This is a genomic window from Pseudomonas sp. J452 (genome assembly GCF_024666525.1).
Taxonomy (GTDB): Bacteria; Pseudomonadota; Gammaproteobacteria; order Pseudomonadales; family Pseudomonadaceae; genus Aquipseudomonas.
The window spans coordinates 1,665,062-1,688,053 of sequence record NZ_CP088294.1; the positions used below are offsets into that span (position 1 = coordinate 1,665,062).

Consider the following 22,992-nt stretch of genomic DNA (forward strand, 5'->3'; position numbering starts at 1 on the left):
CTGTCATCCGCGACACCATTGCGCCGGGTCGCTCGGGCGGCCCTGCTGGCGAATGGCGAAATACAGTGCGGGCGTATCCTGCCCGCCACTGGTGCCGACGGTGGCGATCGACTCGCCAGCCTTGACGATATCGCCGGCCTCTTTCAGCAGGCTCTGGTTATGGCCATACAGGCTCAGATAACCATTGCCATGGTCGAGAATGACCAGAAGCCCGGCGCCACGCAACCAGTCGGCGAACACCACGCGGCCGCCATGCACAGCATGCACCTGGCTGCCGGCGCTGGCGCCGATCAGCACGCCGTCCCACTTGGTGCGTGAGTCACCGCCGCGCGGCGAGCCATAGCGGGCCACCAGGCGCCCATCGACCGGCCACGGCAGCTTGCCTTTGGCCTTGGCAAAGGGGCCGCCATAGCTGGCGCCGGAGCTGGTGACGCTGGGGCCGAGGGGTAGTGGTTTGCTAGCCGGGTCGCGTGCCTGCTGCTGTTCGAGCAGGGCCAGGCGTTGCGCTTCTGCTGCTTCGCGAGCCTGGCGGGCGAGGGTTTCCTCGATGGTCTTGAGTACGCGGGTCAGCTCGGCCTGTTCCTGCTGGCGGGCCTTGAGCTTGCTGTCGCGCGCACTGTATTCCTTGTTCAGCTTGGCCAGGGTCAGCTGGCGCTCCTTGCGCACGCTGGCGAGTTGTTCGCGCTGGCTGTCCAGGGCGCTCTTCTGTTCGACCAGGCGGGTCTGCTGGGTGGTGATATCGGTCTCGATATTGGCCAGCTGGCGCAGGGTTTCGTTGAAGGCAGCCAACTGCTCCAGGCGTGCTTTGCCGAGGTAGTCGTAATAGGTGAGGGTGCGCGAGAATTTTTCCGGCTGCTGCTGGTTGAGCAGCAAGCGCAGCGGCTCCTGCTGGCCGCCCTGGTAGGCCGCACGGGCCTGGATGCCGATCAGTCGTTGCTGTTCAAGGCGCGATTGCTGGAGTTTTTTTTCTCCTGATCGAGGCGCTGCAGCTCCTGCTCGCTCTTGTTCATTTCCTGTTGCAGGCCCTTGACCTGCTTCTCCAGGGTGCCCATCTCGCTTTCGGTGCGCTTGAGGTCCTTCTGCACGCCGGATTTTTCTTTCTGCAGTTTTTCCAGCAGCTTCTTCAGCTCGGCGACATCGGCGCGCGCGGCTTCCAGCTGTTTTTGGGCGTCGGCTTTCTCGTCGGCAAAAGCGACAGGGGCGAGCAGGCTGGTCAGGATTATCAGGGCGAGGGCGCGAAACATGGGCTGAGCAGCACCTGGGACAGGGGACGGCCTAGTATGCCCGTCGCGCCGCGCAAAAAAAACGCCCGCCGACGAGAGCCGGCAGGCGTTTCGCGACGTGGAGCGCTTTATTGCAGCTGGATGATGCTGGTGCCGGTCATTTCCGCCGGTACCGGCAGGCCCATCAGGGTCAGCAGGGTCGGCGCCACGTCGGCCAGTACGCCGCCTTCGCGGATCGTCGCCGGGCGTTTGCCGACATAGATGAACGGCACCGGCTCGCAGGTGTGCGCGGTGTGCGCCTGGCCGGTGCACTCGTCTTCCATCTGCTCGACGTTGCCGTGGTCGGCGGTGATCAGCGCTTCGCCGCCGACCTTGTCCAGCGCCGCGACGATGCGCCCGACGCAGGCGTCCAGGCATTCCACTGCAGCCACGGCGGCAGAGAACACGCCGGTGTGGCCGACCATGTCGCCGTTGGCGTAGTTGACGATGATCACATCAAAACGCTGGTTCTCGATGGCATCGACGATGCGGTCGGTGACTTCCGGCGCGCTCATCTGCGGCTGCAGGTCATAGGTAGCGACGTTCGGCGACGGAATCAGGATGCGCTCTTCGCCGGCGAACGGCTCTTCGCGGCCGCCGGAGAAGAAGAAGGTGACGTGGGCGTACTTCTCGGTCTCGGCGATGCGCAGCTGGGTCTTGCCGTTATTGGCCAGGTATTCGCCGAGCACGTTGGTCAGCGCTTCCGGTTTGTAGGCGCTGGGCGTCGGGATGCTCGCCGCATACTGGGTGAGCATGATGAAGCCGGCCAGTTGCGGCACGCGTGTGCGCTCGAATTCCTTGAAACCGGGTTCGACGAAGGCGCGGGTCAGCTCGCGGGCGCGGTCGGCGCGGAAGTTCATGAACACCACGGCGTCGCCGTCTTCCACTTTCACCGGCGCACCGATGGTGGTGGCCTTGACGAATTCATCGCTCTCGCCGCGCTCGTAGGCGGCGGCCAGGCCTTCTGCGGCGCTGGCGGCATTGAACTGGCCGCGGCCTTCGACGATCAGGTGGTAGGCCTGCTCGACGCGGTCCCAGCGGTTGTCGCGGTCCATGGCGAAGTAGCGCCCTGTGAGGCTGGCGATGCGACCCTTGCCGAGCTTGGCGAAGGTGGCGTCGAGCAGCTCGATCGACGGCTGGGCACTCTTGGGCGGAGTGTCGCGGCCGTCGAGAAAGGCGTGCAGGTAGATCTTCTCGGCGCCGCGCTGGGCGGCCAGCTCGGCCATGGCCACCAGGTGATCCTGGTGGCTGTGCACGCCGCCATCGGAGAGCAGGCCGAGGATATGCACGGCCTTGCCGGCGCTGACTGCTTTATCCACGGCGCCAGTGATCTCGGCGTTGGCGAAGAACTCGCCGTCGCGGATCGCCTTGGTCACTCGGGTGAAGTCCTGGTACACCACGCGGCCTGCGCCGAGGTTCATGTGGCCGACCTCGGAGTTGCCCATCTGCCCGTCCGGCAGGCCGACGTCCATGCCTGAGCCTGAGATCAGGCCATGCGGCTGGGTGGCACGCAGGCGATCGTAGACCGGCGTGTTGGCCGCATGGATGGCGTTGTACTCGGGATTGTCGCTGTGGCCGAAGCCGTCGAGGATGATCAGGACCAGGGGTTTGGGCGTGGCGCTCATAAAAGCTGGCTCGCTGTGCATGGGTCGAAAAAGGTCGCACATTCTACGGTCAACGGCCCGCGCCGTCACCGCCGGGCGGGGCTTGGCCGACCAGTGTGGCTGTGTATACTGGCCGGCATTTTAACGCCCTGGAACCGCGCAATGTTGGCCCACCTGATTGAATTTGCCACTAACCACTATGTATTGACCGCCTGCTTCGCCTTCCTGCTGGCGCTGCTGATCGTCACCGAGCTGCGCAAGGGTGGCAAAAGCCTGTCCAGCCGTGAGCTGACTGCACTGGTCAACAGCGAGCAGGGCGTGGTGCTGGATGTGCGCAACAACAAGGATTTCGCCAGCGGCCATATCGTTGGCGCCATCAACATTCCCTTCGACAAGCTGGCCGGCCGCATGGTCGAACTGGACAAGCACAAGGCCAAGACCGTGATCGTGGTCGACGCCATGGGCCAGCATGCCGGCAGCGTCGCCCGCGATCTGCAGAAAGCCGGTTTCACCGCTGCCAAGCTCGGCGGCGGCATCGCCAGCTGGCGTGGCGACAACCTGCCTGTGGTCAAGTGATATGCCCGAGGTCGTGGTTTACTCCAGCGCCTGGTGCCCTTACTGCGTTCGCGCCAAGCAGTTGCTGAGCAGCAAGGGTGTGGCTTTCCAGGAAATCAGCGTCGACGGTAAGCCCGAGGCGCGCGCCGAGATGACGCGCAAGGCCGGGCGTACCTCGGTACCGCAGATCTGGATCGGCAGTGCCCACGTTGGTGGCTGCGACGACCTCTATGCCTTGGAGCGCGCTGGCAAGCTGGACGCGCTGCTACAGGCCTGAACCCTTTCCGAAACCCGTAAACAAGAAGACTTCGTCATGACCGAGCAAGTTACCAACGGCGCCGCCCAAGCCGAACAAGGCCCTCAGTTTTCCCTGCAGCGTATCTATGTGAAGGACCTGTCCTTCGAAGCGCCGAAGAGCCCGGAAATCTTCCGCCAGGAGTGGGCGCCGAGCGTCGCGCTGGATCTGAACACCCGCCAGAAGGGCCTGGACGGCGACTTCCACGAAGTGGTGCTGACCCTCTCGGTCACCGTCAAGACCGGCGAAGAAACCGCCTTCATCGCCGAAGTGCAGCAGGCTGGCATCTTCCTGATCAAGGGTCTGGACGCTGCGTCCATGAGCCACACCCTCGGCGCGTTCTGCCCGAACCTGCTGTTCCCCTACGCCCGTGAAGCGTTGGACAACCTGGTGGTGCGTGGCTCCTTCCCGGCGCTGATGCTGGCGCCGGTGAACTTCGACGCCCTGTATGCCCAGGAACTGCAGCGCATGCAGACCGCTGGCGCGGAAACCGCTCAGGCCTGAAGCCTGCAGTAATGAAAGAAGCGCCCTGCGGGGCGCTTTTTTCTGCCTAGATTTACTGGGTAGGAGCGAGCTCTGCTCGCGAAGCTTTTGCCTAGCCTGGGTTCTCGAGTACAGCTCACTCTTATCAAGCTAGAAATAACTCGTTGTTTTACATGTGAAAATTAAATCTGCATGAAGACTTGTAGGAGCCAGCTTGCTGGCGATCTTGGCAGGCCAAAAGCATCGCCAGCAAGCTGGCTCCTACAGAGCTTGCTGCGCGACAGCGCGGCGTCTGGACGACGGGGGATCTCCTACTGCATGGCGAAGTCATGCTGGCGCCAGGCCTCGTACGTCACCACGGCCACGGCGTTGGACAGGTTGAGGCTGCGGCACTCCGGACGCATGGGCATGCGCAGGCGCTGCGGGTCGGGAATCTGCTCCAGTATGTCTGCCGGCAGGCCGCGGCTTTCCGGGCCGAACAACAGCATATCGCCGCGCCGATACTGCATTTGCGCGTAGCTGTGGCTGGCTTTTGTGGTGAATGCCAATATCCTGTCGCTACCGGTAACTGTGATACAGTCGCTCAATGATTGATGGCGTTTTAATGTCGCGTATTCGTGGTAATCCAGCCCGGCGCGACGCAGGCGCTTGTCGTCCAGTTCGAAGCCCAGCGGCTCGATCAGATGCAGCTGGCAGCCGGTGTTGGCACAGAGGCGAATGATGTTGCCGGTGTTCGGCGGAATTTCGGGCTGGAACAGAACGACATGGAACATTGATCGGGCTCAGGGACAGGGCAGATGGCATGCATTCTACTGCGTGTCGTCATCCATCGTCGGCCTTGGTGGCGGATGATGTGCACTGGGTAAGTAGGGGGCATGCAGTTGGTGTGGTTCGCGAGAAAGAAAATAACAGCGGACGGTTTGCTCGGTATCGAAACCGGGCCTGAGGGAATTGCCCTGGCGCGCGTCCTGCGCGTAGCCGGTGAAACCCCACGCTTGCTTGACTGCCAATTCCGCCAGGCTGCACCGGCTGAACAGCCCGCCATGCTGAAGAAGATGGTCGCCGAGCTGAACCTGCAAGACATGCCGGTCAACCTGGTGCTGCACCCCGCCACTTACCAGATGCTCCTGCTTGACAGCCCCGACGTGCCGGCCGAAGAGCTGCGCGCCGCCATGCGCTGGCGCATCAAGGATCTGATCGCCGAACCGCTGGAACAGGTAGTGGTCGATGCCTTCGCCCTGCCTGATGATGCCTACCGTGGCCGCTCGCGCATGGCCTATTGCGCGGTACTGAGCAAGGCGCGCATGCAGGCCTGGGCCGACTTGTGCGAGCAGGCCGGACTGCGGTTGCAGAGTATCGATGTCACCGAAATGGCCTTCCGCAACCTCGGTCTGTTGGCCGGGGCCGAGGGCATGAACCTGGCGTTGCTGCGCCTGCGCTCCAGCGAGGGGCTGATCAGCGTGCAGCATGCCGCCGACCTGTATATGGCGCGGCGTATCGAGCAGGGCCTGGATCACGCCGGTGATGATTTCGGCGCAGTGACCCTGGAGATCCAGCGCTCGCTCGACTATTTCGAGAGCCAGCTGGGCAAGGGCTACATCAACCGCCTGCTGCTGTTGCCGATGAAGCGCAATGGCGCGGCCGTCCTGCAAACCCTGTCTACCGGGCTGGCGGTCAAGCTGCAGGCCCTCGACCTGCGCGAGCTGTTCCCCGGCCAGGCCACTGCCGCTCTTGGTGAAGCCGAGCAGGCCTACTGCATGGCTGCGGTGGGCGCTGCGCTGCGCCAGGAGGCCGGTTGATGCAGAACCTCAACCTCTATCAGATTGAAAAACAGCAGCGCAGCGGCCCGCAAAAAGCCCAGATGCTGGCCCTGCTGGGCGTGCTGGTGCTGCTGTGCCTGGCCCATGCGGCCTGGCAAGGCTGGCAGCTGCGCCAGGGCGCTGCGCAGCTGAGCCAGGCCGAAGTGGCGGCGCAGGAGCAGGAGACCCTGCTGGCTGCGGCCAAGGCCAGCTTCGTCGAACCACAGCTGGACAGCGGCCTGCCGCTCGAACTGGCGGCGCGTGAGGCGGACAACCAGCAGCTGCAACGCCTGATCGGCTACCTGCAGGTGCTGGCCAGCCAGCGCAATGCGGGCTTCGTCGCGCCATTGCAGGCGCTGGCCGAGCATCATCCGGCGAGCGGCCTGTGGCTCAGCGGCATTGGCTTGAGTGCCGGCGGCACTCATATGCGTTTGCAGGGCAGCAGCCAGGAGCAGGAGCTACTGCCGCAATACCTGCAGCGCCTCGGCCAGAGCCCGGTCTTCCAGGGTCGCGAATTCGCCCGTTTCGAACTGCAGCGCGGCGACGACCAGTTGCTGCACTTCGACCTGTCCTCCCAGGCTGGCGACAAGGAGTCGGGCAATGAATAACTGGTTGCAACGCTGGCACGGCATGGCGCCGCGCGAGCAGTGGCTGGCCTTAAGTGTCGGCCTGGTGGTCTGTGCGCTGCTCTACATGCTGCTGCTCGGCGACCCGCTGAGTGCGCGCCTGGCCAAGCAGCAGGCCAGTTTCAAGGTGACCGAGGCGCGGCGCCTGGAGGCCCAGTCCGGTCTGGCCGACTTGCAGGCCAAGCTGGCGGCCGACCCCAATATCCCCTACCGCAGCGCCCTGCTGGCGGCCTCGGCCAGCCGCGAGGAGCTGATCCGCCAGATCGACCAGAACACTGCCGAGCTGGTCACGCCGCAGAAGATGAAGGCCGTGCTGGCTGAGCTGCTGCGTTCCCAGCCGCGCCTGCAGCTGGTTGGCCTGGAAAGCTTCAGCGAGCCCATGCAGTTGCCCGGCGCTGCGCCGGTCAAGCTTGAACCTGGTGCCGAGCCGGCTCCGGTCACCCTCTATCGGCATGGCCTGCATCTGCAGCTGCAGGGCGGCTATTTTGACCTGCTGGCCTATCTGCAGGCGGTCCAGGCCAGCGGCTGGAAGCTCAACTGGGACAGCCTGGATTACCAGGTCGGTGATGGTGGGCCGTCCCAGGCCAAGATCAGCCTGAAGTTGTATACCTTGAGTCGCCAGGCGGGGTGGGTCGGTGTCTAGAGTGTTGCTGCTGAAGCTGTTGCTACTGAACCTGCTGCTGGCGGCTGGCCTGGCCCATGCCGCGCCCGCCATCGACCCGACACAGCCGCCGGCCAACCTGTTGCCGGTCGTGAGTGCTGGCGAGGTACAGGCACCGCTGGTGCTGCAGGCGATTCTGCGCGGCGCCCAGGGCAGCCGTGCGGTGATCGGCGGCAACACCCTGCGGATCGGCGACGAGCATGCCGGCATCCGCGTGCTGGCCATCCACACGCACAGCGTATTGATTGAACGCCAGGGCCAACAGCAGTTGCTGCGCCTGGCCGAACCCGTATTGAAACCGAGCCGATGAAGCCTATGAACACATTCCTGCCGCGTCTCGGCCTGCTGAGCCTGGCCTGCCTGCTGAGTGCCTGCCAGACCTTCATTGATGGCGACACGCAACTCTATGAACAGAGCGGCAAGCTGCTCGACGAGAGCCTGCAGCAGGCCCAGGCGCAGAACAAGGTCATGCCGCCAGCAGCGGTACAGGCCTCGTTGATCCCGCCGCTGAGCAGCTCCTTGAGTGTCGGCAGCGGCCCGCGCTTCGATGTCTCGGCCAAGGACATGCCGGCCCGCGAGTTCTTCCTCAGTCTGATGGAAGGCGCCGGGCAGAACCTGGTGGTGCACCCGGAAGTGACCGGCAACATCACCTTCAGCCTGCGCCGGGTCACCCTGGAAGAAGTGCTGGCGGCGGTGCGCGACAGCTATGGCTATGACTTCCGCCGCAGCACCTATGGCTACCAGATCCTGCCGAATCGGGCGATCACCCGTAGCTACGACCTCAATTACCTCAACCTGCAGCGGATTGGTGTGTCCGACACCCGCGTCAGCTCCGGTCAGGTGGTGAGTGACGAGAGCGAAAGCAGTAACAGCGAGGACGGCAGCAGCTCCAGCGACAGCTCGGTCAGCACGCTCAACGCCAGCCAGGTGACCACCAGCAGCGATGTCGACTTCTGGCGTGAAGTGCGCGAAGTGGTGGCGATGATCGTCGGTGGCGAGGAGGGCAACAGCGTGGTGGTCAACCCGCAGGCCAGCCTGCTGGTGGTGCGCGCCAACAGTGCCGATCAGGAGAACGTCGCGCGTTTCCTCGAACAGGCACAACGCAACCTGCAGCGTCAGGTGGTGCTGGAAACCAAGATCCTCGAAGTGCAGCTCAATGATGGCTTCCAGGCCGGTATCAGCTGGGAACAGCTGGGCAGCGATGTCAGCGCCGGGCTTGCCGGGGAAACCATTGACGGGCCGACCGGTATCGGCGGCGTGTTCAGCAGCGTGCTGAGCCTGGGCGACTTCACCGGGCTGATCCAGTTGCTGCAGACCCAGGGCGAGGTGCGGGTGCTGTCCAGTCCGCGCATCTCCACGCTGAATAATCAAAAGGCGGTGATCAAGGTCGGCACCGACGAGTTCTTCGTCACCGAGGTGTCGTCGAGCAGCACCACGACCACGGCGGCCGGGGTCACCGAGCCGACCCAGGACATCACCCTGACGCCGTTCTTCTCCGGCATCTCGCTGGACGTCACCCCGCAGATCGACCAGAACGATGTGGTCACCCTGCACGTGCGTCCGACGGTGAGCCGCGTCCAGGACCAGAACAAGACCATCGTGCTGGGCGAGGACAATGTCTTCAACCTGCCACTGGCCCTGTCCACCTCGCGCCAGTCCGACTCCATCGTGCGAGCGCGCAGTGGCCAGGTGGTGGTGATCGGTGGCCTGCTGCAGAGCACCAACGAGAACGAGGATGCCGAAGTGCCGTGGGCTAGCACCCTGCCTATCGTCGGTAACCTGTTCAAGCAGCAGCGCAAGGCCCTGCAGAAGAGCGAGCTGGTAATCCTCATGCGCCCGCAGGTGGTCAGCGACGAAGTCTGGCTGGATGAACTGCGCAAGAGTGCGGAAACCTTCAAGGAACTGAGATAAGGCGATGTACGAAGCCTTCTTCGGCCTGCGCGAAAAGCCGTTCGCGCTGACCCCCAACACCGGGTTCCTGGTGCAGCTGGCGCCTTATCAGGCCTGCCTCAATCTGCTGCGCGTGGCACTCGGTGAAGGTGAAGGCTTTATCAAGGTCACCGGCGAGGTCGGCACCGGCAAGACCCTGCTCTGCCGCGCGCTGCTCAATCTGCTGGATGACCAGCGCTACCAGCTGGCCTATCTGCCCAATCCCGGCATGAGCCCGGTTGGCTTGCGCCAGGCGCTGGCCCGCGAGTTGGGCATCGAGGGCATCGAGGAGCTGGATGCCCAGGGCGTGCTCGAAGCCCTGCACCGGCGCCTGATCGAACTGGCTGCCGCCGGCAAGAGCACCGTGGTGCTGCTCGACGAGGCCCAGGCCCTGCCGACCGCGACCCTGGAAGCCCTGCGCCTGCTGACCAATCTGGAGACCGAGCAGGCCAAGCTGCTGCAGGTGGTGCTGTTCGGCCAGCCGGAGCTGGATGCCACCCTGGAGCGCAACGAGTTTCGCCAGTTGCGCCAGCGCATCACTTTTTCCTACCGCCTGCGCCCGCTGGATGTGAAGGACACCGCCCGCTACCTCAACGAGCGCCTGGCCGTGGCCGGTTATCGCGGTGAACCCTTGTTCTCCGCCGCCGCGATTCGTCGCCTGGTGCGCGGCAGCGGCGGTATTCCGCGGCTGCTCAACATCCTCGCGCACAAGGCGCTGATGGTGGCCTATGGCGAAGGCCGGCGGCAGATCGGCGTCAGCCATATACGCCGCGCCCAGCTGGATACCGAAGGGGCCCAGCCGTTTCTGCGCAGCACCACGCCCTGGCTGGGCTGGGGGCTGGCGGCGGCCAGCCTGTCGCTGCTGCTGGTGATCGGCGCCTGGCCCTGGCTGGCGCAGTGGCGGGAGTGGCTGCCATGAGCCTGGTCAACGACATGCTGCGCGACCTCGAAGAGCGCCGCGCCGCCCCCGCCGAGCGTCTGCAGCTGGATGGCCTGCAGGCCGTGGATGAAGCGGCCGCAGGTCGCCGCGAGCGCGCCGAACGGATCCGCCGTGGTTCGATCTGGATGGCCGCGGTGATCCTGCTCGGCTTGCTGGTCGGCCTGATGATCGGTCGGGTGGTCAAGGACGTGCCCACCCTGGGCAGCGTCACCCCACCTGCCGCGGTGGTCGTGGCGCCGTCCACGCAGGTGCTCGACGTGCTGCCGCAGCACGATGCGCGTGGGCTGGTATTGCAGATTCTGCTGGATCGCTCGGTGCCCTATCAGCGCACCGAGGAGAGCGGGGCGGTGAGCCTGCGCCTGCCGGGTGTGGCGCTGCCGGGCGAAGCGCAGCGCGGCCGCGTGCAGCGTGATGGGCGCAGTCTGTCCTGGCGCGTCGAGGCGCAGGGCGCGGATGTGCAGGTGCTGCTGGTTGGGCTGGGCGAGGGGCTGGAAGTGCGTGACCGCCTGGAACCGGCCGGTGATCGCTGGGTGCTGTGGCTGGAAGTGCCGCTGACGGCGGCGCCAGTAGAGCCCGAGGCCGTGGTGGAGCTGGATCAGCTACCCGCCGCCGAACCGCCTGCCGTGCAGGCCGAACCGGCCTTGCCGGCCTGGGCCAATGCCCCGCTGCCGACTGATGCGCCTGCGCCGCCAGTCGCCGCCGAACCAGCGGCCGTTGTGCCCCCCAGCGGTCCGCCGCAGGTCAGCGTCACCCCCTATCGCCCGGATGCCCTGGCCCAGGCCCGCCAGGCCCTGCAGGACGGCGACTACCCGCGCGCCATCCGCGAGCTGGAAGCTTTGCAGAAGAGCCGCGGCCGCGATCCCGAAGTGCTGCGCTGGCTGGCTCGCGCCTATCTGGCCGCTGGCGAGCAACAGCGCCTGCTCAGCTGGTTGCCCGCCCAGCTGGCGCAGATGCCGCATGACAGCGAGTTGCGCCTGTTGCTGGCGCGCACCCAGCTGCAGGCCGGCGCTACCAAGGATGCCGTGGCGACCCTGGAACAGAACGCCCCGGCGCTGGAGCAGGAACCCACCTATTTCGCCCTGCTGGCCGCCAGTTACCAGCAGACCGGCCAATGGCAGGAAAGCGCCGCGCTGTACCGGCGCATGACGGCCCTGCGGCCGAGCCAGTCCACCTGGCAGCTGGGCCTGGCCATCGCCCTGGAACAGCTCGATCAATCGGCTGAGGCCGCCCGCCATTACCGCCAGGCCCTGCAGGGGCAAGGCCTGGACGACAGCGCCCGACGCTTCGCCAGTGAACGCGCCACGGCGCTGGGAGGTCGTTGATGACTGAAGATATCCGTCAGCGCAAATTGCGCCTCGGCGACCTGCTGATTCAGGCCGGGCTGATCAGCGATGCACAATTGCAGCTGGCCCTGCAGGAGCAGAAGCGCACCGGCTCCAAGCTCGGTCGCACGGTGGTCGACCTGGGCTTCGTCGCCGAGGTCAAGCTGCTCACTGCACTGTCCGAACAGCTGAAAATTCCCTTCATCGAACTCAAGCACTTCAAGTTCGACCAGCAACTGGTGCAGACCCTGCCGGAAGCCATGGCCCGGCGCTTCCGCGCCATGGTCCTGTCGCGCGAGAGCGGCGGTCTGCTGGTCGGCATGTCCGACCCGCTCGACCTGTTCGCCCTCGACGAGATGGAGCGCATCCTCAAGACCCGCGTGCACCCGGCCGTGGTGCGCGAGGCCGAGCTGCTGGCCACCCTCGACACCGTGTACCGGCGCACCAGCGAGATCGCCTCGATTGCCGGCGAGCTGGAAGGCGAGCTGAAGGACAGCGACTTCGACCTGTCCAAGCTGGGCGCCGACAACAACACCGAGGCGCCGGTGGTGCGCCTGCTGCAGACGCTGTTCGAAGACGCGGTGCAGATGAAGGCCTCGGACATCCACATCGAACCGGACGAAGGCCTGGTGCGCATCCGCCAGCGTATCGACGGGGTGCTCAACGAGCAGGTGATGAAGGAGGCGCGGGTCGCCTCGGCGCTGGTCATGCGCCTGAAGATCATGTCCGGCCTGGATATCTCCGAGAAGCGCCTGCCGCAGGACGGCCGCTTCAATATCCGGGTGAAGAACCGCAACATCGATGTGCGGGTCTCGACCATGCCGGTGCAGTTCGGCGAGTCGGTGGTGATGCGTCTGCTCGACCAGACCGGCGGCGTCTCCAACCTGGACACCAGCGGCATGCCGGCGGACATGCTGGTGCGCTTCCGCCGCCTGCTGCAGCGCCCGTTCGGCCTGGTGCTGGTCACCGGCCCTACCGGCTCGGGCAAGACCACCACCCTGTATGCCGGCCTGTCCGAGCTGAACAGCCCGGAGAAGAAGATCATCACCGTGGAAGACCCGGTGGAGTACCGCCTGCCACGGGTCAACCAGGTGCAGGTCAACGCCAAGATCGACCTGAGCTTCGCCCGCGTGCTGCGCGCCGCCCTGCGCCAGGACCCGGACATCGTGCTGATCGGCGAGATGCGCGACCAGGAAACCGCTGAGATCGGCCTGCGCGCGGCGCTCACCGGTCACCTGGTGCTGTCCACCCTGCACACCAACGACGCCCTGACCTCGGCCATGCGCCTGATCGACATGGGCGCCGAGCCGTTCCTGGTCGCCACCTCGCTGAATGCGGTGCTGGCCCAGCGCCTGATCCGCCGGGTGTGCGAGAACTGCATGGAGGCGGATACGCCCGAGCCGCGCCAGCTGCTGTGGCTGGAAAACCTGCACCGCGCACCGCTGACCGGACGCACTTTCAAGCGCGGTGCCGGTTGCCACCAGTGCCACAACACCGGCTATGCCGGGCGTATTGGTGTTTACGAACTGCTGGAAATGGACGACGGCATGATTGCCGCCCTACGCCGCAACGACCCGCAAGGTTTCGCCGAAGCCGCCCAGGCCAGTGCCCACTACCGTCCGCTGGCGTCCTGCGCGCTGGACTACGCCCTGGCCGGGGTGACCAGCGTCGAGGAAGTGCTCAAGGTCTGCGCCACCCTCACTGATGAGGTGCTGGTGTGATGCAGGTGTTTCGCCGTGCACGAACCACCCCCTCTCCCGTTTACGGGAGAGGGCCGGGGAGAGGGCGCTTTGATCTTGGTGCCTTGACCCTCTCCCCCAACCCCTCTCCCACCAGTGGGAGAGGGGAGCTGTGCGCGGGCGGGCGTTACCCATGAGCCAATTCCGCTACACCGGCCGTGACGCCCAAGGCAGCAAGGTCAGCGGCAGCCGTGAAAGCGGCTCGGCCGACAACCTGGCCAGCGAACTGCTGGCCGAGCGCATCACCCCGCTGAGCATCGAAGAGCAGGCGGCCCAGGGCAACGACGATGTACTCGCCAGCATCAAGGAACTGCTGCGCCGCAAGCGCGTGGATCTGGAAGAACTGATCATCTTCTGCCGGCAGATGTACAGCCTGAGCAAGGCCGGCGTGCCGATCATCCGTGCCATCGGCGGCCTGGCCGAGTCCCATCGCAACGAATATTTCCGCGAAGTGCTGCAGGCCGTGCGCAGTGACCTCGAAGGCGGCATGAGCATGGCGGTGTCGCTGAATGCCCATCCCAAGGTGTTCAACACCCTGTTCATCAGCATGATCAGCGTCGGCGAGAACACCGGCCAGCTCGACCAGGCGTTCCGCCAACTGTCCGGCTACCTGGAGATGGAGCGCGAGACACGCAAGCGCATCAAGCAGGCCACCCGCTACCCGCTGTTCGTGCTGTCGGCCATGGGCGTGGCGCTGGTGGTGATCAACATGTTCGTTATCCCGGCGTTTGCCAAGGTGTTCGAGCAGTTCAAGGCCGAGCTGCCCTGGCCGACTCGGGTGCTGATCGGCACCTCAGAGTTCTTCCAGAATTACTGGTGGCTGCTGCTGTTGCTGTTTGCTGGCGCCATCTACGGCTTCATCCGTTGGACCGCGAGTGACGCCGGCGCGCTCAAATGGGATCAGATCAGGCTGCGCCTTCCCATCGTCGGCGGGGTGTTCGAACGCATCGCCCTGGCCCGCTTTACCCGCACCTTCGCCATGATGTACCGCGCCGGCGTGCCGCTGCTGCAGACCCTGTCGATCAATAGCGCCAGTGTTGGCAACCTGTATATCGGTCAGGCCATCCTTGGCATGCGTGAGGGTGTCGAGCGCGGTGAGGCGCTGACCAGCACGGCTTCCACCAGTGGCCTGTTCACCCCGCTGGTGCTGCAGATGATGGCGGTGGGCGAGGAAACCGGCGCGCTGGATGACCTGTTCGTCGAAGTCGCCGACTTCTACGAGGAGGAGGTCGACTACGACCTCAAACAGCTGGCAGATGCCATCGAACCGATCCTCATCGTGGCCATGGGCATCATGGTGCTGGTGCTGGCGCTGGGCGTGTTCCTGCCGATGTGGGACCTGGCCTCGGTGGCCAAGGGCGGCGCGTGAGCCCGGACTACGAGAGCGGCTTCTGGGTACGGCGTTCGCGCCTGTTTGGCTGGAGCCTGACCCTGGTCATGACCCTGTGCCTGGTGCTGGCGTTAGGCTGGAAGATCGCCCAGGTCAGTGAAAGGCGGGCGCTGGACGCGACTCGCCAGCACCTGGCGGCCAGTCTCAACAGCCTGGCTGCGGAGCATCTGGCCAAGGACAAGACGCTGGGCATGGCCTGGCGCAAGAAGAATCCGTTTGTTCTGCTGCGTTGGCAGCAGGACAACTACTGCGGCGAACTGGCCGCCGGCGATGCGCCCCAGAGCGGTTGCTGGTACTGGCTGCCAAGCGAGGCCTGGGTCATGTACCGGGCGCGCTTTGCCGACGGATGGACAAGGGGGCAGGGCGAAGTGCGTGCCTGGCGGCTGTTGGTGGTTCCCGACGGAATGCCAACTAAGTCACAATTGTCGGGTGCGGCTTTCGCCCTGGAGCTTGAAGCGGTACCCGCCGTGGAGTTGTCTGCGGCGGGGTATTGAAGTCACTGAGGGAAGTTAATGAAGAACAGCAAAGGTTTTACCCTGATCGAACTGATGGTGGTCATCGTCATTCTCGGCATCCTCGCCGCCGTGGCGCTGCCGCGTTTCATCAGCGTTACCGACGACGCCCATGAGTCGGCGGTACGCGGTGCCGGTGGCGCTCTGGCCTCGGCCGTGCTGCTGGTTCGTTCGCAGTGGGAAGTCAACCGCAGCAAAGGCGTGACCAACCCGAACGACGACGTCGCCGGTTTCGGTGCCAACAACGTGGATGTGAACATCAGCGGCTGGCCGGTGGGCATCGATGGCGGCAATACCGTGGGCTCTGTCGCCGATTGCCAGGCCATCTGGAACAACATCCTGCAGGGCTCTGCGCCAACCGTCAGCGGCACTACGCCAGACTACGTGGCTACCGTGGCAGGACAGGTCTGCACCTATACCTACCAGGGGCAGGACCTCAACGACACCATCGTTTACGATGCCGCTGTCGGCACCGTGACTACCAACTACACACTCTGATTCACCCTTCCTTGAAAAGGAACGCACTATGAAAAAGCAACAGAGCGGTTTCACCCTGATCGAACTGATCATGGTTATCGTGATTCTTGGGATTCTGGCGGCGTTTGCCGTACCCAAGTTCGTCAACCTGGGTGCCGATGCCCGTAAAGCAACGATTCAGGGTGCCTTGGGGTCGGTGAAGTCTGCCTCGGCAATGACCCATGCCTCTTGGCTGGCGAAAAACAATACAGCGTTAACTTCCGTTACTGTTGAAGGCGGTACAGTCACGATGATTGCTACCAGCGGCTATCCAGCTGCTTCGGCAATCGCTGACGCGGCAGGCGTGACCAGTGCGGATTACACCATCGCCGTCGCCACAGGTACTGCAACGATTCAAGCTAAAGGTGCTGCAACACCGGCAAGTTGCCAGGTTTCCTATGCGGAACCTGCGGCCACTGCTGGTGCTGTTCCGACTATTTCTATCGTGGACACTGGTTGCTGATTTGTCCTGATGGAACTTGAGCGCGGTTTCACCATGGTCGAACTGATCATGGTGATCGTCATCCTCGGTATTCTCGTTGCCATGGTGGGGCCGCGCTTCTTCGACCGACAGGTGTTCGATGAGCGCCTGTTCTATGAAGAGTCTCTTGCAGCTGTGCGCTATGGCCAGAAGCTTGCCCTGGCAAGCGGCTGTCCGATTCACGCTCAGATTCCGGGGCCGAGTGCTACTAGCACCGGCTATGTACTGACTTTTTCCGCGCCCTGTAGTGGTGCGGTTACCAACCCTTCCGGCGGCAATTTTGAAGCGGAGTTACCGGCGGGTGTGACTATCCAGCAAAGTCTGGATGTGACCTTCAATCCGCTCGGTTGCGTTTCGAGCACGAATACTTGCCCCTCTATTGCATCTACAGATCCTGCTGGAGCTTTTCCAGCAGAAATAGGCGGGTTTACCTTCAAGGTGCATGCTGCCACCGGCTTTATCGAGACCACGCCATGAACCTGCCTGCCCGCCAAGGTGCGCAGCGCGGCATGACCCTGATCGAGCTGGTGATCACCATCGTCATCCTAGGCATCGCCGCCGCCGCGCTGTTCTCTGCCATGGCGGCGATCACCGGGCGTTCGGCTGACCCCATGCTGCGCCAGCAGAGCTTGGCGATTGCCGAGGCCTACATGGAAGAAATCACCCTGCAGGCGTTTAGTGACCCGGACGGCCTGGCCGATTGCGGGCGTAGTTGTTTCGACAATGTCGGTGATTATCACAACCTCGCCGAGGCACCTCACGACGCGCGTGGGAACGCCATAACCGCGCTGAGTGGCTACCAGGTGCTGGTGACGGTTACGGCGCAAGACATCGGGCCTTCACCTGGTGTTGCTGCTTTGCGCATCAACGTCGCAGTGACCGATCCCGCCGGGCAGCTCCTCGAGCTTACCGGTTACCGGACGAGCTATTGATGATGTACGCGCCTGCTTGTGTAGGAGCGAGCTCTGCTCGCGAATGGTCCCGCGCCACCGCTTCGCGAGCAGAGCTCGCTCCTACAAGTGCTGCGTTTGCTGCTAAATCCTCAGCCTTTCGTCCTCGCGCCGTTCGCGGCTTCACCCTGGTCGAGCTGGTGATGGTGATTGCCCTGGCCGGGGTGGTGGCGGTGCTGATCAGCACGGTAATGTCAAACCCGCTGCAGAGCTTTGTCGATCAGAGTCGGCGTGCAGAGCTGGTCGACCTGGCCGCCGGGGCGCTCAATCGCATGGCGCGCGATGTGCGCCTGGCGGTGCCAAACACGCTGCGTACGCCGGATGGACAAACCTTCGAGTTGCTGGCCATCCATGAGGCTGGACGCTACCGCGCCAACCTGGCCGGTGGCGTAGCGCGCAACGATCCGCCGCTTTGCCCGGCAGCACCTGCTGCCTGTGAGATTGACGTACTCAGTCCAGGTATCGATGCAAGCCGTGTGGCTGCTGCGCGCTGGATGGTGCTGTACAACATCGGCGCCAGTACGCCTGGCGATTCGGTCTGGCCACCGTTCAACACCAGCTCATCGGCCACGCCTGCGGTGATTACGCCCAATGGCGTGGGCTTCGCCCTGAACAGTGGTGTGCTGACCTTGAGCGGTGTTGCAGCCCCTGGCTTTCGCTTCAAGTTCGCCTCGCCGCAGCATCGCTTCTATCTGGCCAGGGAAGTGTTGGGCTATCGCTGCGACAACCCCGGCACCGATGCTGCCACGGGGGATGGCACCGGGGTGATTCGTCGCGCCAGCTTCTCCAGCCTTGCCAGTAGTTACAGCTACAGCGCGGCAAACAGTTCCCTGTTGGTGGATGGTGTATCCACCTGTACTTTCACCTACGATCCGGGCACCAATGCCCGCGGCGGCCTGATCACCCTGCGGCTGGGGGTGAAGCGTAAGGGCGAGGAAATCATGCTGTTGCAACAGGTCCATGTCGACAATGCGCCCTGACTCGCGCCAGACGGGCTTCGGCCTGGTCGCGGCGATGTTCGTGATCATCATCATTGCCGCGGTAATCGCCACCATGGCGCGTCTGGCCGTGACCCAGAACAGCACCAACAGTCTGGCGATCCAGCAGGCGCGGGCCTATCAGGCGGCGCAGGCCGGGCTGGAGTGGGGGATTAGCCGGGCCGTCAATGGCCAGCCCTGCACCAGCAGCTTTTCCCTGTCCGAGTTCTCCATCAGTGTGGCCTGCACCCCGACGACTGCCGTGACTGTTGCCGAAGAAAACCAGACGGTGCAGTTCTATGAACTCACCGCTACTGCCGAGTACGGCACCACTGGCGGTGCCGACTATGCCTACCGCCGCCTGACTGCCGTAGTGGAGCGCTGAGCCGATGCACATGGTCTGTCGCCTGATCCCCTGGGCCCTCCTGCTGCTTTCGACGGCGGCCGAGGCAGTGGTTGGCAGCTGTGCCAGCAATTTTCCCGATGGCCTGCAGAGCCAGTACAGCGGTAATGCTGCCAGTCGCGGCACCATCGACTTCGGTTACAACGCGCAACTGCTGGGCAGCCCTGACAAGGTGCTGAACGCCAAGCGAGTCAACCGCAACTCGGGCTCGACCGTCGGCACCTGCGGCCCGAGCGCCAGTGCGGACAATTGCACGGCCAATACCACGACTGCGGCACCGACCCAGGATCCTGGCAGTTTTCCCTCCACGGCCGGCTTCACGGCCACGGTTGCGCTGGGTTACCAGCAGACCAGCAGCCTGGCGGGCAATGGCAGCAACCAGTACAGCAGCATCAACCTGGGTACCGAGGCGCAGCTGACCATCAATAGTGGTGGGCAGGCCTTCTATATTGAGCAGTTGGTTCTGAGCTCGAGCAGTCGTCTCAACCTGGCGCCCGGGGATTACTGGGTCGGCTCGCTGACCACCGGTTTCCAGTCGCAGATTCAGGTACAGGGCAGCGGTCAGGTGCGCCTCTTTGTGCGTGACAGCCTGACACTGTCATCGTCTTCGCTGGTCAATTCGCCGGCCATCAATAGCGCAGGGGTGGCTGGCAATCTCTATTTATATGCCTACGACCGCGTCATCCTGAACAATCAGGCCACGCTCAGTGGCTATGTCTACAGCGCGTTCAGCGCAGGCTCGAATGACGGCATTACTCTGGACAGCCCGAGCTATGTATTCGGTGCTCTGACCGCAGAAAATATTTCCCTGAATACCAATGCCCGAGTCACCTACGTGGCACCGAACGGGAGTTGTGCAGTCACCAGCAAGATTCTTAGCTGGTCGCTGGATGAGGCCAGTTGGACCGGCGCAGCCGGCGAGGTGCTCGACAGCACCAGCAATGCTCTCAATGGCACGGTACTGAATAGCGCCAGTACAGCCAACAGCGCGCCGGCCCTGCCGCAAGTGAACGCCCAGGGCACCTGCGGCTATGGCGCGTTCAGCAGCACGTCCAGCCAGTACGTGCAGCGCGCCGACAACAATCTGCTCGACCTGCAGGGTAGTTTCACCATTGGCCTGTGGGTCAAGCCGCGCACGCTACCGGCCTCGGGGTTGATGAGCATCCTGTCCAAGGATGAGAACTACGAGTTCCATCTCAATCCCAGCGGCACCATCAACTGGTGGTGGCAGACCACAGCCGGCTCCACTAACCAGTTCAACAGCACCACGGCGTTGCCGGTGGGGCAGTGGAGTCATGTACTGATCCGTTATGTGTCGGGCGACCAACGCATCTATATCAACGGCAGCTTGGCCGGTCAGGCCAGCTTCAGTGGTACTCCGCTGGCCAATGGCGACCCCCTGCAACTCGGCGCAGACCAGGGCGCAACGGGCCGCTATTTCAATGGCGAGCTGGATGAGTTGCGCATCTACAACGGTGCGCTGAGTGAGGCGGAGATCAGCGCGCTGGTGGCGGAGCGGCACCAGTGCGCCCTGAACCTGCAGTGCTTCAGCGACAGCTTCGATGATGGCAGCCTGGGCGACGATTGGGCGGTGGCCAGTCGCGGTGCCACGTCGTTCACGCCTACGGTCAGTGGCCAGCGCATGCGCCTGACCAGCAACCAGGGCAACGTGTCGACCTCATCCACCCTGCAGCGCTTGTTTCCGGCGGCGGGCAACTATATCCAGGTGCAGTTCAAGTATTACGCCTACAACGGCAGCGGCGCCGATGGCGTGGCTGTGGTGCTGTCGGATGCCACAGTGACGCCACAGCCGGGCGCCTTCGGCGGCCCGCTGGGCTACGGCACTCGTGGCGATGCGGCCAACCCCGGTTTTGCTGGCGGCTGGCTGGGGGTGGGGGTCGATGAGTACGGCAACTTCTCCGTCGAGGGTGGGGGCAATCCGCAGCAGCAACGCCCCGACTCGGTGGCCATCCGCGGCTCCAGCGCTACTGGCGGAACCAGTGGTTATCGTTATATCGCCGGAACCCCAGCCAATCTCAGTCCCGGAGTCGACAGCGCGGCGAGCACCACGGCAGCACCCGGGCACACCTACCGCATCACCATGGATGGGCGCTTCAGCAACGAGGCACGGGTCACCGTGGAGCGTGATAGCGGCGCTGGTTTCGTTGTGTTGTCCGGCCTCAATGCGGTCAACGTGCTGGCGGCGGTCAACAGCCAGGCCCCATTACCCAGTGACTTCTACCTGTCGCTGACCGGCTCCACCGGCGGCTCGACCAATATCCACGAGCTGGACGACCTGCAGGTCTGTGCCACCGATATCAATCCTGTCGGCCAGCAGATCGACCACTTCGAGTTCATCTACACGGCCAGCGCGCTGACCTGTAACCCTCAGCCGGTGACCATTCGTGCCTGCCTGAACAGCAGCTGCAGCAGCCTCTATACCAACCCGGTCAGCGTCACCATGAGCCCGGCCAATTACTGGACGGCCACTGCGCCAGCCACCGTTAGCGGCAGTACCATCACTTTCAGCGGTGGCTCGGCGGTGGCGCAGTTGCGCGTTCCAACTGCCGGTAGCGTGGCGCTAGCCGTGCAATCCTCGGTACCCACGACCAAACCCAACAGCCAGGCCGTCTGCTCGACCGCGGGTTGTCAGATCAGCTATGCCGACAGCGGCCTGCTGCTGCAGGTGCCCAACCTGCTGGCGGCCAAGCCGACTCCAGCGACCATCAGCGCGGTGCGCAAGTCGGACGACGCCCTGCAGTGCGTGCCGGCTTTCGCCAATGTCACCCGTAGCGTCAGCTTCACCTCGGTCTACGCCAACCCCACCAGCGGTACCCAGCCGGTGGTGGTCAACGCTAGCGATGTTCGCGCAACGCCGGTGAACCTCAATCTGAACTTCGACAGCACCGGTACGGCTCCGCTAACGGTGCGCTATGACGATGCCGGGTTGATGACCCTGTATTCCAGCTATAGCGGCAGCGTGGGCACTGGTGATGCAAATCTGCAGTTGAGCGACGACGATCAGTTTGTCAGCAAACCTTATGGTTTGCTGCTTGAGACCAACACGGACAGTAGCTGTACAGCCGATGTCGACTGCCCGCTGTATCCGGGTGGCATACGCGCAGGTGATGCATTCAGCCTGCGCATCAGCGCGGTGGCCTGGCAGAGCGATGGCGAGGCGCTGACGGCTGCTGCCCTGGACGATAACCTGGTAACACCCAACTTCCAGTTGGGGGACATCACGCTCACCAGCACCGTTGCGGCACCGAGTGACGGTGTTGCCGGCGGCCTGACCCCAGGCGACTATGACCATCTGCTGGGTAGCCAGACAACCGTTGGTACGGCCATCTCCGAGGTTGGCGTGTTTCATCTTAGCGCCACCCCAACCGCCAGCTATTTCGGCGAGACGGTCAGTGGCGGTACCAGCGGGTTGGTCGGGCGCTTCATCCCAGCTTTTCTCGGCGCTGCAGGCGACGCCAGCCTGACACCGAGCTGTGGCAGTGCGTTCAGCTATCAGGGGCAGCCAATGGACTTCGCCACTGGCCATGAGCCGACGCTGACGATTACCGGCTACAACCGGGGTGGCGACGTCACCATGAACTACGACCGCGGCGATTTCTGGCGCCTGGCTGCGCCTGGGGTTGGCAGTTACAGCTCGGTGACCGGAACTAGTGGTCTCGATGCCCGCCTTGCCAGCCAGGGCACTGCCAGTTTGCTGGTGGAGGAAGCAGGTGACGGCGATGGCGCGCGCAGCTATCGCTGGAGCGATGAACAGCTGCTATATACCCCGGCCGTGCTGCCAAGCAGCGCTGACTATCCCTTTATCGCCCGCATTCAGCAGAGCTTCGTGGCCGCGGCCCTGACCGATCCGGACGGTGCCTGCCACGGCAACGGGGCGACCTGTCAGGACTTTGCCTATGACTTTGCCGATGAACCGGGCAGTGAAGTGCGCCTGGGCCGCCTGCGCATAGGCAATGCTCATGGTTCGGAGCTACAGAGCCTGAGCCTGCCGGTGATCCTGGAAAGCTGGCAGAACATGGCTGGCGGTAGTTTCCAGCTTGAGGGGCTGGATACCTGCACCACTGCCACAGCCCTGGCAGCACCGCTGCTGGATCAGTACAGCGGTAGCCTGGCGGCGGGCGAAACCACGCCAAGCCTGAGCTGGCCGCTCGATCCTGCGGCTCACGCGCTGTTGCTGAGCGCTCCGGGCAGTGGCAACGACGGCTCGGTACAGGTCAGCTTTCCATCTGCGCCGAGCTGGTTGCAGTATCCCTGGGACGGTGCGACCCGCTCGGCGGCGCGCGGCCTTGCCACCTTCGGCATCTACAAGGGCGCCGCTCCGCTGATCTTCCGCCGCGAGTTGTACCGCCAGTAAGCAAAAAGGCCACCTGTGAAGGTGGCCTTTTTGTTGGGCTTGTAAAAGAGGGGAATCCCCGGCCTGCCTGTACCAAGGTCCCCAAAACTGGGATTGCTAGAGTCTATGCAGACTGTGTGCCAGTTTTATTACGCTGGCTGCAGGCCTTGTGAATGCTGGGTTTCAGCGGTTTC

The 22,992-nt window shown here is 64.0% G+C and carries 22 protein-coding genes and 1 pseudogene; 20 read left to right on the forward strand and 3 right to left on the reverse strand.

All coding sequences use genetic code 11. The annotated features are described in order from the left end of the window. Positions 1–3: 3 nt before the first annotated feature. A pseudogene (locus tag LRS11_RS07500) lies at positions 4–1,244 on the reverse strand (murein hydrolase activator EnvC family protein). A gap of 107 nt (positions 1,245–1,351) precedes the next feature. Further along, positions 1,352–2,887: a 2,3-bisphosphoglycerate-independent phosphoglycerate mutase gene (gene gpmI / locus LRS11_RS07505; RefSeq protein WP_260496235.1), complete on the reverse strand. Its 1,536-nt coding sequence runs from the start codon at positions 2,885–2,887 to the stop codon at positions 1,352–1,354. A 141-nt stretch (positions 2,888–3,028) separates the two neighbouring features. Here gpmI and LRS11_RS07510 point away from each other — a divergent pair, with 141 nt between their 5' ends. From LRS11_RS07510 to secB, 3 genes are read left to right on the forward strand one after another with little or no spacing between them, the layout of a single operon-like run. Then, on the forward strand, positions 3,029–3,442 hold the full coding sequence (locus LRS11_RS07510) for a rhodanese-like domain-containing protein (protein WP_260496236.1): 414 nt from the start codon (positions 3,029–3,031) through the stop codon (positions 3,440–3,442). A gap of 1 nt (position 3,443) precedes the next feature. Continuing rightward, positions 3,444–3,698 carry a glutaredoxin 3 gene (gene grxC, locus LRS11_RS07515; RefSeq protein ID WP_260496237.1) on the forward strand — a complete coding sequence of 85 codons (255 nt, stop codon included), beginning with the start codon at positions 3,444–3,446 and terminating at the stop codon, positions 3,696–3,698. A gap of 36 nt (positions 3,699–3,734) precedes the next feature. Next, positions 3,735–4,220, forward strand: a complete 486-nt coding sequence (gene secB, locus LRS11_RS07520; protein WP_173211461.1) for a protein-export chaperone SecB — start codon at positions 3,735–3,737, stop codon at positions 4,218–4,220. Between the two features lie 290 nt (positions 4,221–4,510). Here the strand turns inward: secB and trmL are convergent, their stop codons facing one another. Then, positions 4,511–4,972, reverse strand: coding sequence for a tRNA (uridine(34)/cytosine(34)/5-carboxymethylaminomethyluridine(34)-2'-O)-methyltransferase TrmL (trmL, locus tag LRS11_RS07525; protein WP_260496238.1), 462 nt, complete (start codon positions 4,970–4,972; stop codon positions 4,511–4,513). Between the two features lie 147 nt (positions 4,973–5,119). Between trmL and LRS11_RS07530 the strand changes: the two genes are divergently transcribed. The 17 genes from LRS11_RS07530 (at position 5,120) to LRS11_RS07610 (ending at position 22,819) form a co-directional block, all read left to right on the forward strand. Next, positions 5,120–5,998 (forward strand): MSHA biogenesis protein MshI, encoded by an 879-nt coding sequence (locus tag LRS11_RS07530; RefSeq protein WP_260496239.1) that lies wholly within the window; start codon positions 5,120–5,122, stop codon positions 5,996–5,998. Further along, a complete protein-coding gene (locus tag LRS11_RS07535) occupies positions 5,998–6,606 on the forward strand; it encodes a PilN domain-containing protein (protein ID WP_260496240.1) in 609 nt (202 codons plus the stop codon). Before LRS11_RS07530 ends, LRS11_RS07535 begins: the two co-directional genes overlap by 1 nt. Next, positions 6,599–7,267 (forward strand): type II secretion system protein M, encoded by a 669-nt coding sequence (locus LRS11_RS07540; protein ID WP_260496241.1) that lies wholly within the window; start codon positions 6,599–6,601, stop codon positions 7,265–7,267. The genes LRS11_RS07535 and LRS11_RS07540 overlap by 8 nt, the downstream gene beginning before the upstream one ends. 1 nt (position 7,268) lies before the next feature. Then, complete coding sequence (locus tag LRS11_RS07545; protein WP_260496242.1) at positions 7,269–7,595, forward strand: Type II secretory pathway component; 327 nt, start codon at positions 7,269–7,271, stop codon at positions 7,593–7,595. 5 nt (positions 7,596–7,600) lie between these two features. Continuing rightward, positions 7,601–9,196 (forward strand): pilus (MSHA type) biogenesis protein MshL, encoded by a 1,596-nt coding sequence (locus tag LRS11_RS07550; protein ID WP_260496243.1) that lies wholly within the window; start codon positions 7,601–7,603, stop codon positions 9,194–9,196. Positions 9,197–9,200: 4 nt separating this feature from the next. Continuing rightward, positions 9,201–10,133, forward strand: coding sequence for an ExeA family protein (locus LRS11_RS07555; RefSeq protein ID WP_260496244.1), 933 nt, complete (start codon positions 9,201–9,203; stop codon positions 10,131–10,133). Continuing rightward, the gene (locus LRS11_RS07560; RefSeq protein WP_260496245.1) at positions 10,130–11,476 is read left to right on the forward strand and encodes a tetratricopeptide repeat protein; all 1,347 of its coding nucleotides are present in this window, start codon (positions 10,130–10,132) and stop codon (positions 11,474–11,476) included. Before LRS11_RS07555 ends, LRS11_RS07560 begins: the two co-directional genes overlap by 4 nt. Beyond that, entirely contained in the window at positions 11,476–13,197 is a 1,722-nt protein-coding gene (locus tag LRS11_RS07565; protein ID WP_260496246.1) for a GspE/PulE family protein, read from the forward strand. Before LRS11_RS07560 ends, LRS11_RS07565 begins: the two co-directional genes overlap by 1 nt. Before the next feature lie 151 nt (positions 13,198–13,348). After that, positions 13,349–14,584, forward strand: a complete 1,236-nt coding sequence (locus tag LRS11_RS07570; RefSeq protein ID WP_260496247.1) for a type II secretion system F family protein — start codon at positions 13,349–13,351, stop codon at positions 14,582–14,584. Continuing rightward, on the forward strand, positions 14,581–15,099 hold the full coding sequence (locus LRS11_RS07575; protein WP_260496248.1) for a hypothetical protein: 519 nt from the start codon (positions 14,581–14,583) through the stop codon (positions 15,097–15,099). Before LRS11_RS07570 ends, LRS11_RS07575 begins: the two co-directional genes overlap by 4 nt. Before the next feature lie 18 nt (positions 15,100–15,117). Then, complete coding sequence (locus LRS11_RS22340) at positions 15,118–15,615, forward strand: type II secretion system protein (RefSeq protein ID WP_312026997.1); 498 nt, start codon at positions 15,118–15,120, stop codon at positions 15,613–15,615. A gap of 28 nt (positions 15,616–15,643) precedes the next feature. Then, the gene (locus LRS11_RS07585; RefSeq protein ID WP_260496249.1) at positions 15,644–16,096 is read left to right on the forward strand and encodes a type II secretion system protein; all 453 of its coding nucleotides are present in this window, start codon (positions 15,644–15,646) and stop codon (positions 16,094–16,096) included. Between the two features lie 9 nt (positions 16,097–16,105). After that, complete coding sequence (locus LRS11_RS07590; protein ID WP_260496250.1) at positions 16,106–16,591, forward strand: prepilin-type N-terminal cleavage/methylation domain-containing protein; 486 nt, start codon at positions 16,106–16,108, stop codon at positions 16,589–16,591. Continuing rightward, positions 16,588–17,046 (forward strand): prepilin-type N-terminal cleavage/methylation domain-containing protein, encoded by a 459-nt coding sequence (locus tag LRS11_RS07595; RefSeq protein WP_260496251.1) that lies wholly within the window; start codon positions 16,588–16,590, stop codon positions 17,044–17,046. Before LRS11_RS07590 ends, LRS11_RS07595 begins: the two co-directional genes overlap by 4 nt. Before the next feature lie 2 nt (positions 17,047–17,048). Then, on the forward strand, positions 17,049–18,044 hold the full coding sequence (locus LRS11_RS07600) for a type II secretion system protein (RefSeq protein WP_260496878.1): 996 nt from the start codon (positions 17,049–17,051) through the stop codon (positions 18,042–18,044). Beyond that, positions 18,025–18,426, forward strand: a complete 402-nt coding sequence (locus LRS11_RS07605) for a pilus assembly protein MshP (protein WP_260496252.1) — start codon at positions 18,025–18,027, stop codon at positions 18,424–18,426. Before LRS11_RS07600 ends, LRS11_RS07605 begins: the two co-directional genes overlap by 20 nt. Before the next feature lie 4 nt (positions 18,427–18,430). Continuing rightward, positions 18,431–22,819 (forward strand): DUF6701 domain-containing protein, encoded by a 4,389-nt coding sequence (locus LRS11_RS07610; protein WP_260496253.1) that lies wholly within the window; start codon positions 18,431–18,433, stop codon positions 22,817–22,819. The last annotated feature ends 173 nt before the right edge of the window (positions 22,820–22,992 follow it).